Genomic DNA, 11,833 nt, shown 5'->3' with positions numbered 1-11,833 from the left:
CCCGTAATCTGGCAAAAGGATCAGTCAAAATGTCCGCCAGGGGTTTTTACGCCAACGTTATACATTCCTGTGTCAAAGGAATGTATAACGTTGGCGTAAAAGGGAATAGCGGCGCTGGACGCAGGTTCGCGCCGAAGGCATTGGACAACGCCAGCTCACGCAGGGCTGAGCCGGGTGCGGCGAATAATTGGACGCAGTTCGATGGGTATGGCTGATACCGGCAGTGGGAGACAGGCGGCAACGCCACCCGGTCGCTGAGCAGCGCGATACGGCACGCGATTAAAAACGCAAAACGTTCCCGACGGACGACCCGGTGAAAAAGGGAGGCTGGCGATCCAGACGGCATCGCAGTAATGGGCGACGCCGCCGAGGGACTGGCGCATGGCGATGAGTCGCTTTGTTATCCGGTTCGGTGATCGCCTGGATGGTCACTTCTGAGAAAAGGCATATACACAGAATGCTGTACAGTTCCTGCTGCCCATGCACAGACAGGGGGGCGTCAGCAATCTGACGGACGCATTGAGCGTCCGTTTTTACTTTCAGGCAATCGGCATCAGCGGGCGCTGCCGAACGGCGGACGGGCGAACCAGATTAATATCAGCAGTACCAGGAACGCTCCTCCGGATAACCAGAAGATCTCGTTGGCCGAAATAATCAGCCCCTGATTGGTGATCTCGCGCGCTATCCAGCCGGATGCCTGCTGGTGACTCAGGCCCTTGCCTTCGAGCTGCTGATAGATTTGCGCCGCCGCCGGATTAAACGGCGTGATGTTTTCCGTTAGCTGCCCATGATGCAGCGACTCACGGTTTGACCACATCGTGGTGGTAATCGATGTACCGATCGAACCCATCAGAATGCGGATAAAGTTCGACAAACTGGATGCTCCCGCCATACGTTCCGGCGCTAAGCCGGAAAAAATAATGGTGGTCAGCGGCATGAAGAAGCAGCCCACGGCGAAACCCTGAATAAACTGCGGCCACGCGGAAGCGCCAAAATCCATCTCCGGTTCGAACGTATATGCACGCCAGAAAAAGCAGTAGGCGTACATAATAAAGCTGAACGTCACCAGCTTGCGCATATCCAGACGGTGCGCAAAGCGGCCGATAATCGGTGATATCAGAATCGGCAATATCCCGACCGGCGCCGATGCCAGCCCCGCCCAGGTGGCGGTATAACCATAGACCACCTGCAATAGCTGCGGCAGCAACACCAGCGAGCTGACATAGAGCATGAAGGCCAGGCTGATACACAGCACGCCGATGGTAAAATTTCGCGATTTAAACAACGATAAATCGACTATCGGGTGGTCGTCCGTCAGTTCCCAGACCACAAGGAAGCAAAGCGCGACCACTGCCACGATGGCCAGCACGATAATTTCGGTCGAGTTAAACCAGTCGAGCTCCTTACCCTGATCGAGCATGACCTGCAATGCGCCGATGCCCAGAACGAGAAGCATTAAGCCGACACTGTCTATCGGGCGGATCTGCGTCGCGGTTTCGCGGCCCTTCAGCGTGTTCAGCGTCAGGAATACAACCGCAATGCCGATCGGCACATTGATAAAGAAAATCCAGCCCCAGTGATAGTTATCACTGATGTATCCGCCGAGGATCGGCCCGCAAATCGGGGCGACGATCACCGTCATCGACCAGAGCGCCAGCGCGGTACTTCGCCTGGCCGGCGGATAGTTATTCAGCAACAGACTTTGCGACAGCGGGATCAGCGGACCGGCTACCACACCCTGTACCACACGGAAGAAAATCAGCATTCCCAGGCTGTTAGACATACCACACAGCCAGGAGGCGACGGCGAACAGCCCGGTCGACCACAGGAATAGTTTGACCTCACCGATGCGTTTCGCCAGCCAGCCGGTGATGGGGATCGAGATGGCGTTTGCCACCCCGAACGACGTGATGACCCAGGTGCCCTGAGAGTTCGAGGCGCCGAGATTCCCGGCAATGGTTGGGATCGCCACGTTGGCGATCGTTGAGTCCAGAACCTGCATAAAGGTGGCCATAGACAACGCCACCGTCATCCAGGCCAGCGGGGCACCTACCAGCGGTTTATTTGCCACAGAGGCCTCCAGAGATGTTAGCCTGCATTGGCATGAATAACGTCGGCAATGATGGCATTGACCGGCGCCAGATCCAGCGTCAGCGCGGATGTCTGATATAGCGGTTCCGTACGGACGGTATTCGCCAGCACCAGACCATCCCGGTTTTGGGTGTCGATCGTGACCAGCGCGGACAAACCGATACGCAGCGGATGTTCCGTCACTTCCCGATCGTTTAGCTCAATACGAACCGGCAGACGCTGAACCACTTTGATCCAGTTACCGGTGGCGTTCTGAGCAGGTAACAGTGAGAACGCGCCGCCGGTGCCCATGTCCATACCGACCACTTTGCCGGAATATTTTACGTTATCGCCGTACATATCGCTGACGACGGTGGCCGTCTGACCAATGCGTATATTTTCCAGCTGTGTTTCTTTAAAGTTGGCATCAACCCAAATGTGGTGGGCGGGCACAACGGCTATCAACGATGTGGCCGGTGTGATCTGCTGCCCAATCTGTACGGCGCGACGCGACACAAAGCCGTCAATCGGACTGCGGACCTGGGTACGTTGCAGGGCGAGCCATGCATCACGAACCTGAGCGGCGGCTTGCAAAACTTGCGGCTGCTCAGCAACCGGCGTATTCAGCACCATCGCCTGATTGGCGTTGTATTGCTGAACGGCGACATCGTATTGCGCTTTGGCCGTTTCCACGGCATCACGGGCATGTTGCAGCTCTTCACGGCCAATCGCATTAACATTCCCCAGCGCAACGCGGCGTTTCAGGTCTGTTTGCGCCTGTTGCCATTGGGTCTGACGCAGCGCGATATTCGCCTGATACTGTTTGCCGTTAATGATCAACTGATGCGTTTGACGCACGCTGTTTGCCAGCGCCGTTTTCGCGCGCTCAAAAGCCTGTTGTGCATCGGTTGGATCGATAGATACCAGCACGTCGCCTGTTTTCACCAGGTCGGTGCTGTCGAAGTGAACGCCGGTTACGCTGCCCGACACCTGAGCCATAATCTGAACCTGATTACCGGCGACATATGCGTCGTCAGTAGACTCGACGTGACGTAAAACCAGCTGCCAGTAACACAGGCAGGCGATGGCAATAATAATGAAAATCCCGGTTAACGAGAGCATCGCGACTTTGCGCGTTTTCTTTTTATGTTTAGTCGGTTGCGGTATTGCCTGAGTTTCGACATTTGCGCTCATGATCTTCCCCATATGTGTCTGTTGTTATGATTTTTGTTCCGCGGCTGGGGCCTGATAGCCGCCCCCAAGCGCACGGATGAGACGGATTTTTGCCTGCATTAACTGACTGCCGGCGCGGAGTTGCGTCTGTTGTTGTTGCTGAAACGCAGACTGGCTGCTTAAAAGTTCATCCTTTCCGATGATGCCGGCGCGGTATCTTGCATCCGAAACGCGATACACCTCTTCAAGCGATTGTGCGGCAGAAGACGCTTGCTGCAATTGTTCGGCACTACTGTTCGAGAGGGTTATGGCATCCGCAGTTTGCCGGATGGCGTTCAGGATGGTCTGGTTATACGACTCAACGGACTGGTCAAATAACGCGGACTCTTCGCCCAGTCTGGCGCGTAAAGCCCCCGCGTGGAAAATCGGCAGCGAAATTGCTGGCGTGATGTTCCAGGCTTTACTGGCGGCTTCCAGAAGATTCGGGCTGACGCCTGCGGAGTTGGTGGTCGTCAGACCAGCAAAGGCGCTGACAGAAAGGCTTGGATAAAACGCTTTTTTCGCGGCGCTGACGCGTTGGGCATAGGATTCCACCAGATCGCGCTGTGCGGTAATGTCGGGACGTTTGCCCAGTAAATCCAGCGTCAATTCGCCTTTCGGCGCCAGCGCGTCAGGCGATGGCGGCGTAACGGCGTGCAGCCCGTTCATTGCATCCGGACCGCGTCCTGCCAGTGCGGAAAGCTGATGTCTCAGTTGTTCGGTCTGCGACGACAGCTCGATGATCTGCCGTTTGGCACTGTCGGACTGAGCACGCGTTTGTTGTGGGATTTCAATACCGTACACCCCGGCCTGATACTGCGCTTTACGCAAATCGACCAGACGCTGATGGTTATCCACTTCCTGTTGCAAGACATCCTGCAAAGCCAGATTGGCCTGCAACTGATAATAGGCTGACGCTACCGAACAGGTCAGCGTCAAAGCGGCTTCGGCCTGTTCAGCACGGGAGGCATCCACCCGTGCTTTCGCGGCATTCACCTGATTGCGGTATTTACCCCACCAGTCAAATTCATAGCTCAGATTCAGCCCGAGGCTGTTGCTGTTGTCGTAAATCGGCGCTGCAGGATAGCGGGTCAGGAACGGCGGAATGGTGTTTTTCGCCACGCGTTCACGCCGCATTGAACCGTTCAAATCCAGATAAGGGCCATTAGCCGCATCGGCTTCTCCCATCAGGCTCTGCGCTTCACGCACGCGGGCCGCAGCCTGACGTAATGATGGCGAGTTTTGCAGCGTCGTGGTCATCAGATTGTCGAGCTGCGGGTCATTAAGACTGCGCCACCACTGCGGGACGATGGTCATAGAATGGATTTTTGCCGGCGGCAGATGCAGCTGTTGCGTATCGAGCAGCGACGACTGAGGAGCAATATTATTATTGGAGGCGCAGCCGGCCAAAATGAAAACGGCAAGCAGCGGCGTAAGCCTCCGGAAAACCTGGCGTGGCATAGGGGTTACCTGAACAGAAAATGAAAAAATTTGCGCGATGCAGCGTTGGTTTCTATCGCGTCACTGCATCTGAAACGACCGCTCCGTATCAGAAAATGACAATGTTGGTCTTCATGTCTCAATTCCTTATTTAAAAAACAACTACAACGTTGGAGTTTAAAATAGAGCTATTTTCAATAAATGACAACTACCTTTTCCTGCAATGACGATAAATAAAGTGTGCGGCTCCGGCCTGAAAGCTATGCATTTAGCGATGCAGTCCATCGAAAATGGGGATGCGGGTCAGGGTTATGTGATTTTACATCGGTCAGATAATCGCGGGACACCGACTGGTGTCGCTCCTGCGGTAATGGCATAGGCCCAGTCCCCGCGACTTGATGGGGGCTGGCTCGTGCTGGCTGGAACATTGGGGTTTCTGATCTGAACGCGAAAAATGGGGCCATCCAGACAAAGATTCTGTCTGTAAATGAATAGGTTAAGTGGGTATGCGCAAAGTGAATGTGAACGGCGGAGCGATCGCGTTACGGCACCCCATTGGAGCCTCCGGCGGCTGCATTCTTGTCACGCAGATATACGAGCGACAGCGCCGGAGTTTGCGAAAAGACCTGGCGAATCTATGCGTTGGGGTCAAGCGGACTATAACTTTGGCGCGCTCTGCACACCTTGAGGAGTTTGCCCAACTTTAATTTATGGCGCTAGCGCCAGACGATGTGCCGCCCGCACGACAGAAGCCCTGCGGCGAACATGTTCGGGTGCATCATCAGTTCCCGCAAACATACGTGCAACTTGTGGTAATGCCGCCCACCAGCCAGCCAGTCCCAGAATCAGGAAGGCCAGATGATCGGCATCAAAATCACGGGTGAGTATGCCGGCTTCCTGGGCATCCTTAATAGCCTGAGTTTTGACGGTATAGAATTTACGCCGTACATCTTCATCGGGTACTTTTCCATTCAGTACCAACCCTTCCCAGCGCAGAAGCCTGCTGAGTTCCGGATGCTCAAGATGATAATCATAGGCCCGACCAGCGTATTCACCTATATCTTCAACAGTCAATGACTCAATCGCCACTGCCTGCGCTACTTTTGCCAACTCTTCGCTCAGGACTGTCATGAACAAGGATTGTTTGTCGCCAAAATATTTATAAACTCTTTCTTTATTAACGCCTGCTGTTTTCGCAATCAACTCAACGGTTGCGCTATCGGGCCCCAGTTCCGCAAACTGAACTACTGCTGCGTTCAAAATTTTTCGTTTAGTGCCCTCGGTATCCCAGGCCATAGGTTACCCCTCTTTTTAATCTGCTGAATTACAGAAATATGAAAGCATACTGAATTAAACAGCAACGTTGTAGTTGACATTTTATCATCAAAATTAATTTTAGTGATTGGTTATTCAAAAAATAGACTCGGATTGTCAACATTCTGATGTCAATCCGGCAAGGGACGACAATTCAACAATCTTCGAGTATTAGCCCTGGCCATTGAGTCGAGTTTCATCTGTGATACAGCCTGGCAAATTGAACTAACTAACTGATACTAATATCGCTACATCTTTGTCGTGCCATGTTCCCTCTGCGGGAAATGCGTTGACGCCCTCCATAAAATGGCGAACTTTATTCAGCAACCGCCACATGTACCGGCACTGATGATTTCGCGTTATGGTTTCGTGTAACGACAGCCACAGCCGCTCTGTCGGATTCAGTCACGGCGAGTATGTCGGCAGGAACAGCAACCGGAACGTCTTATTCGCTGCCAGAGTTCGTTTCCCGAACTCATTCTGGAATCAGTTACTTACAAGGATTCAACCAAACCGAACTGTAACGTACGTAATTTCACACACAGTGTGAGTAAAAAAACGTACGTACCAGAACTACCAGCTGAACTGCAACGTAGCATGGCTGAGGATGAGCGCCGGCAGATCACCGCTCAGCTTTGCGCATTGCCTGCAGAGGCTGCACGGCAAGTGTTGGATAGCCTTGTTCAGACGATGGTCCGAGGCAACCGTTCGCTGCTGTGGCCTCAGTTGCTACCGGAGGTCTTTCCTGGTGCACCTCCCAGAACGGGACGTCATATTCTGGAAAAAAATTTACTCGTATCCGTGATCTGCGTAATCGTCTTGCCCACCATGAAGCCATCTGGAAATTTCAGGAAGAAAATCCACTTACCGGCGCGCCAGATTATAACCGACGGTGTACGGACTGAATGCTTCACTACAACTGTTGCGCAGAGCCTGGAATGATATGCTGGAGGCATTGTACTGGCTCAGCCCGGCACGCCATTCCGCATTCCTGGCTGAAGGTCATCATATTCGTTTTGAAACGCTGGCTACTCAGGAGGGGCTGCTTAGTTTCATTAGTCGCAAACAATTGGTGAATGACCTGAATATCAGACGAAGTAAAGAAGTCAGAAGATTGCTACGGGGACTCAGCCAACAAAAGATCGTAAGACTGACAAATCGTACACGTATCATTGCCATTATTGGCCCTGATTTTATCCGTATGTGAGCTCAGTCCTGCCCCTGGCGGCGATTTCACCAGACGGCGGAGCCTACGATCTGCAATGTACTGAATAGAACCAGGCTGTGTCCCTCAAATTATGAGGTTAACGAGTTGAGTTGGCTTACTCAAGCGTAGAGTATTTCCTTAAAATAACGATTACGTTGCACCTGCCAGTTTTTTCCCAGCGTCACGGAAAAGGTTATGTAGAAACGTCATTGTAACATCGATTCGTGGTACCCAACGAATATCACTGTGTGAAATCAGATAGATGTCTTGAAGCAACCGCTCCTGCCCAAATCGCACGAGATTGCCGGCTAGAAACGAAGGTAATGCTACGAGTCCAAGGCCAGCAACGGCAGCTTCTATCTGGCTTTGTAATGACGATGCCGTGAAATTGGTTTTCCCTGCGGGGACAATCTGTTCGAGCCACCGGGCAAGAGGAAAATCCAGCAACGTATCATCCCAACCGATACACATATGACCCGTACCTCGTTCAACCAAATCCGCAGGATGTGTAGCCAGATAGTCAGAACTAGCATAAAGCCCACTTTCCATCTGCCCGATACGTGACGCGACGAAATTGCCGTAGTTTGGTCTTAATAGTCGGATCGCGATATCGGCCTCGCGCCGTGTGAGGTTGGCCATTCGAACGTTGCTCACAATTTCAATTCTGAGATCAGGATATTGCGTCTGAAAAACCGGCAAAGCAGGAATGACTAATTGAGTCGCAAAGTTTTCAGGTAAGGCAATTCGAACCGTTCCCGCTACATCTTGAGCAAAACCTGAGCTTTGCCTGATGAAATCATCAATGGCTGATTCCGCTACCTCTGCATGTTTAATTATTGATTGGGCAGATTCAGTCAGGACGTAGCCTTGAGGGCTACGCTGGAACAATGCTACGCCGAGATCTTGTTCCAGATGCTCAATGTGCCGGGAGACTGAAGATGGAGCCATCTTCAGTCTTTGTGCTGTTGCCGTGAGCGTGCCAAGACGAGCAAGAGTTAGAAAAACAGGGACATCTCCCCACTCAATGGTTTTCGATTTTTCGAAACTCATAATCAAAAATAGCCTGTACATTTACGATTTATAGAAAGATACACTGTTCATCCTCTGGTTTACAACGAAATGGATATAGCGATGAAATATGAACAAATTGGTTGGAAAGAGTTAACGGCGATTGATGGTCCGCGCGGTGAACATACTGTAACGAGTGTTGGGGAGACATCGCCACTGCTGGCAGAAAGCCTTATTGTACATGCTTTCGGTACGGTTTTTGCCCAATCCACATTATCGCGCCGAGAACGAGAGTTAGTCACCGTCGGTATGCTTGGCGCGATGGGCGGCGCAGAGCCGCAGTTGCGCATTCATCTGGAAGCAGCGCTTCGCGTCGGCGTTGATCCAGACGAACTGATCGCGCTTGCCGAACACACTTCCGTCTATGCTGGCTACCCGCGTTCTTTAAACCTGCTGATAGCGACTCGCGCTGCTTTGGGCGATACCGGTCGACTCGCTCCGCAGGTCACAAGCCGCCTCACTCTTACCGATCATGATACGCGGGTTGTTGACAGCGGCGGCGACAAGCCCGCTCTGGTGCTGGTGCATGCCTTGGGATTAGACTGGAGAATGTGGCGTGAGGTCATCCCACTGCTCAGTACCCGATTCCGGGTCATCGCCTACGATCTACGCGGATTCGGCAGTGCGGCAGGCGCGCCTGTGGCAAACGGACTCGAAACCTATGCGCTCGATCTTGCTGATTTATTGGATAAACTCGGCATCCAAAAAGCGCATATTGCTGGTTTGTCTCTGGGGGGATCGATCGCTCAGAAACTGGCGCTGATTGATCCGGCCAGATTCCTTACGCTGACAATTATCGCCTCCACTGCCTGGCCATTTGAGGCTTTCAATCAGCGAGCCATATCAGCAACGCAGGATGGAATGGATGCCCAAGTCATTCCAAGTCTGACGCGTTGGTTCAGACCGGCTGACCTCGCGCGAAATGACTGGACCGTGCGTTATGCGCGTGACTGTGTTCAACGTGCCTTTGTCGCTGATTGGAATGCTGGCTGGCTGGCGCTTTCTTCCATTGATACGGGAACGCGACTGCAGGAAATCACCGTACCGACACATATCATTGCAGGAGAACTGGACGCTTCAACTTCCCCTGATCTTATGAAGGGATTTTTGACCATACCAGGAGCGAGTTACGAGGTGATCGCTGAAGCGCCGCATATGGTTTCTCTCGTCTGTCCAAATGAGCTTGCAAAGGCGATTATAAGTGGAACAGAGAGAGGAACTCTTGTAGATACAAGGCATTAATTTATTTAGCGACCAGGCTGTGTCCTGCCATTCATTTTCGCTGACTTACGGTGAGAAAAACACATTAATTCTGTTTGTTTTTGAACTAATTCCGTGGGTATTTACTGCTACGTCCTGTCAGGATTGTGTGATTTTTTATCGACCAGACAATTGCGAGACATAGCCTAAATAGCTTATATGGACACCTCCCCGTACTTGTATCGGGGAGGTGTCCATATAAGCTATTTAGTAATGTTAAAACCAAATTTTGTTGCAATGATGACCTGATTGCGGACAGGGCGCAGAGCGCGTCCAACCAGTTCTTCGTTAATGTACGGCCCATAGACTTCTGCGGTATCAAAGAAATTTATTCCTTGCTCAACGGCCTCTTCCAGCGTGTTGAAAGACGGGGTGTCATCATAATTACCATAAGCATGGCTCATGCCCATACAACCAAGACCAATTGCAGAGACTATCGGGCCGTTCTTACCAATATCTCTCATTTTTATCTAATAAGTTTCCTTTCAATTACAAGATAGGTCACCAGATAAATTAAAGGTTTTTTCCGGTAGTGGAGATAATTCATAAGCTGTGATGATAATTATGCTGAATGAAGCAGCGAGATGAAACACTATCAATTTAAATGGTGTTGTTCGTGGTGGATTTTTTTAAGATTATTGTTTTTAATAATTTCGCTTGATGAGTAAATGCCATTAAAAATATCTGTAATTTAATCGATGGCTGGTTGCTACATTACTGGATAATACACGAAACTAAAAGGCGTCATTGGAAAAAAACACTTTTTAATATAGAAAATATCATTCCATTTATTTTTTTGTCTCCAGGCATGAGAATGGGTTACAAGGTGTTAACAATTTATTGTGATTTTAGGAGAAGTAATTATGCCCTTAGCAGTGTATGCACTGGCGATAGGCGCGTTTGCCATATGTACCACTGAGTTTGTTATTGTCGGACTTTTACTTAATATCAGTAATGATCTCTCTATTTCAATTTCTTCATCGGGTATGTTGGTAACGGCCTATGCCATGGGAGTGGTCATTGGTGCGCCAATTCTGACTCCGTTGATGGTCAAATTAAAACGTAAGAGAGCGTTAATTGTACTGATGATTCTCTATATTGTGGGCAATGCTGCCTGCGCGCTAGCAACCAGTTATCAGTTCCTGATGCTTGCGCGCGTGGTTGCGGCTCTCGCTCAGGCATCCTTCTTTGGATTGGGTGCAGTGGTTGCCACACAGTTGGTTCCAGAAAATAAGCAGGCCAGTGCCGTTGCCGCTATGTTTTTAGGTGCAACGCTGGCTAACGTATTCGGAGCTCCAATCGGATCGATTATCGGGCAGTATTTTGGCTGGCGAAGTGCATTCATTGCCTGCTCTGTTATCGGCCTTATCGCTGCTGTGGCGATAGTAGCTATTGTGCCTAATGTAAAAAGCGAAGCTCCCAAAAATATTGCGCGGGAGTTCACTATCTTGCTACAACCTCGGGCAATCAAGGCTCTGTTGATGACCGTGCTGGGCTTTGGCGGTATCTTTACTGCTCTTACTTATCTTGGGCCGTTTCTGACTGAGGCCTCCGGTTTCCCTGCGGCAGCAGTATCCTGGCTACTGTTCATTTTTGGCGTGGGCATGGTTATTGGCAATCCATTAGGTGGCCGCATGACTGATCACAGTGTGCGTATGGCGCTGTTGATCTCCCTTGCTGCGGTAATTGTCGTGCTGCTGGCACTGAGTATTTTTGCCAGTTCTCAAATTTTGACAGTGATCCTGATCTTTGTATTCGGTGCCGTTATGTTTTCCTCTATCCCTCCTCTACAGGTACAGGCAATGCAGGCAACCAGTGAAGCAGCTGTGATGGGTTCCTCTTTCAATATTGCGGCATTTAATTTGGGAAATGCTGGAGGAGCATGGCTGGGAGCTTATGTGTTGGAGCATGGCATGAAAGTTGTGGAGTTACCAATTGTCGCGGCGGCAGTTACCGCGTTTGGCCTGGTATTTGCGTATATTGTAAAAGCAGGCTCGCCGGTGAAAGCTATTGGCTGATTTAATGCTCCGGCGGATATCCATCGGAGCATTAAATCTGGAAATATGTAACTATCACCAACCTGAAAAACTTCGATTAAATTTTTTTGATTTATTGAAATTAGGCATTAAAAACAGGCGAAACAATATTATTGATTGGTGTGGAAGCCGGGTTCAGTATTTCGGTCATGGTGCTGGAAATAACGTCGCCGCGCAAACGATACGATGATCTATTAACGGTTGTTTCTCACGGGGAAAATTGAAG

At 50.8% G+C, this 11,833-nt stretch carries 10 protein-coding genes and 3 pseudogenes; 6 read left to right on the top strand and 7 right to left on the bottom strand.

All coding sequences use genetic code 11. The annotated features are described in order from the left end of the window. Window positions 1-239 precede the first annotated feature (239 nt). Window positions 240-438, top strand: a pseudogene (locus FJU30_RS18070) (hypothetical protein); the annotation flags it as partial. A gap of 115 nt (window positions 439-553) precedes the next feature. On the opposite strand, the gene emrB reads toward FJU30_RS18070, so the two are convergent. The 3 genes from emrB to FJU30_RS18055 are packed head-to-tail and all read right to left on the bottom strand — an operon-like array spanning window position 554 to window position 4,743. Beyond that, on the bottom strand, window positions 554-2,071 hold the full coding sequence (gene emrB / locus FJU30_RS18065; RefSeq protein ID WP_150436366.1) for a multidrug efflux MFS transporter permease subunit EmrB: 1,518 nt from the start codon (window positions 2,069-2,071) through the stop codon (window positions 554-556). Between the two features lie 17 nt (window positions 2,072-2,088). Then, window positions 2,089-3,264 carry a multidrug efflux MFS transporter periplasmic adaptor subunit EmrA gene (gene emrA, locus FJU30_RS18060; RefSeq protein ID WP_150436365.1) on the bottom strand — a complete coding sequence of 392 codons (1,176 nt, stop codon included), beginning with the start codon at window positions 3,262-3,264 and terminating at the stop codon, window positions 2,089-2,091. A gap of 24 nt (window positions 3,265-3,288) precedes the next feature. Then, complete coding sequence (locus tag FJU30_RS18055; protein WP_150436364.1) at window positions 3,289-4,743, bottom strand: efflux transporter outer membrane subunit; 1,455 nt, start codon at window positions 4,741-4,743, stop codon at window positions 3,289-3,291. 202 nt (window positions 4,744-4,945) lie between these two features. Between FJU30_RS18055 and FJU30_RS18050 the strand changes: the two genes are divergently transcribed. Next, complete coding sequence (locus FJU30_RS18050) at window positions 4,946-5,101, top strand: thiolase family protein (RefSeq protein ID WP_150436363.1); 156 nt, start codon at window positions 4,946-4,948, stop codon at window positions 5,099-5,101. A gap of 127 nt (window positions 5,102-5,228) precedes the next feature. Next, a complete protein-coding gene (locus FJU30_RS18045; RefSeq protein WP_150436362.1) occupies window positions 5,229-5,429 on the top strand; it encodes a hypothetical protein in 201 nt (66 codons plus the stop codon). Between the two features lies 1 nt (window position 5,430). Here FJU30_RS18045 and FJU30_RS18040 read toward each other — a convergent pair whose 3' ends face one another. Beyond that, entirely contained in the window at window positions 5,431-6,018 is a 588-nt protein-coding gene (locus tag FJU30_RS18040) for a TetR family transcriptional regulator (protein WP_150436361.1), read from the bottom strand. A gap of 266 nt (window positions 6,019-6,284) precedes the next feature. Beyond that, a pseudogene (locus tag FJU30_RS18035) lies at window positions 6,285-6,495 on the bottom strand (transposase); the annotation flags it as partial. 484 nt (window positions 6,496-6,979) lie between these two features. Here FJU30_RS18035 and FJU30_RS27275 point away from each other — a divergent pair. Continuing rightward, window positions 6,980-7,243: a hypothetical protein gene (locus FJU30_RS27275; protein ID WP_223881632.1), complete on the top strand. Its 264-nt coding sequence runs from the start codon at window positions 6,980-6,982 to the stop codon at window positions 7,241-7,243. Window positions 7,244-7,393: 150 nt separating this feature from the next. Here the strand turns inward: FJU30_RS27275 and FJU30_RS18025 are convergent, their stop codons facing one another. Next, window positions 7,394-8,293 carry a LysR family transcriptional regulator gene (locus FJU30_RS18025; protein WP_150436360.1) on the bottom strand — a complete coding sequence of 300 codons (900 nt, stop codon included), beginning with the start codon at window positions 8,291-8,293 and terminating at the stop codon, window positions 7,394-7,396. An 81-nt stretch (window positions 8,294-8,374) separates the two neighbouring features. Between FJU30_RS18025 and FJU30_RS18020 the strand changes: the two genes are divergently transcribed. Then, window positions 8,375-9,553 carry an alpha/beta fold hydrolase gene (locus FJU30_RS18020; RefSeq protein ID WP_150436359.1) on the top strand — a complete coding sequence of 393 codons (1,179 nt, stop codon included), beginning with the start codon at window positions 8,375-8,377 and terminating at the stop codon, window positions 9,551-9,553. A gap of 236 nt (window positions 9,554-9,789) precedes the next feature. Here FJU30_RS18020 and FJU30_RS18015 read toward each other — a convergent pair. After that, a pseudogene (locus FJU30_RS18015) lies at window positions 9,790-10,041 on the bottom strand (aldo/keto reductase); the annotation flags it as partial. A 393-nt stretch (window positions 10,042-10,434) separates the two neighbouring features. On the opposite strand from FJU30_RS18015, the gene FJU30_RS18010 reads away from it, so the two are divergent. Beyond that, entirely contained in the window at window positions 10,435-11,589 is a 1,155-nt protein-coding gene (locus tag FJU30_RS18010) for an MFS transporter (protein ID WP_150436357.1), read from the top strand. Window positions 11,590-11,833 lie beyond the last annotated feature (244 nt).

It is taken from the genome of Affinibrenneria salicis (genome assembly GCF_008710095.1).
This window is presented reverse-complemented; position numbering and strand designations above follow the sequence as displayed.

Excerpts from the sequence above, each read along its gene's own strand:
- FJU30_RS18055 (WP_150436364.1), bottom strand. The coding sequence starts at position 4,743 with ATGCCACGCCAGGTTTTCCGGAGGCTTACGCCGCTGCTTGCCGTTTTC.
- FJU30_RS18040 (WP_150436361.1), bottom strand. The coding sequence starts at position 6,018 with ATGGCCTGGGATACCGAGGGCACTAAACGAAAAATTTTGAACGCAGCA.
- emrA (WP_150436365.1), bottom strand. The coding sequence starts at position 3,264 with ATGAGCGCAAATGTCGAAACTCAGGCAATACCGCAACCGACTAAACAT.
- FJU30_RS18045 (WP_150436362.1), top strand. The coding sequence starts at position 5,229 with ATGCGCAAAGTGAATGTGAACGGCGGAGCGATCGCGTTACGGCACCCC.
- FJU30_RS18050 (WP_150436363.1), top strand. The coding sequence starts at position 4,946 with ATGACGATAAATAAAGTGTGCGGCTCCGGCCTGAAAGCTATGCATTTA.
- FJU30_RS18025 (WP_150436360.1), bottom strand. The coding sequence starts at position 8,293 with ATGAGTTTCGAAAAATCGAAAACCATTGAGTGGGGAGATGTCCCTGTT.
- FJU30_RS18010 (WP_150436357.1), top strand. The coding sequence starts at position 10,435 with ATGCCCTTAGCAGTGTATGCACTGGCGATAGGCGCGTTTGCCATATGT.
- FJU30_RS27275 (WP_223881632.1), top strand. The coding sequence starts at position 6,980 with ATGCTGGAGGCATTGTACTGGCTCAGCCCGGCACGCCATTCCGCATTC.
- FJU30_RS18020 (WP_150436359.1), top strand. The coding sequence starts at position 8,375 with ATGAAATATGAACAAATTGGTTGGAAAGAGTTAACGGCGATTGATGGT.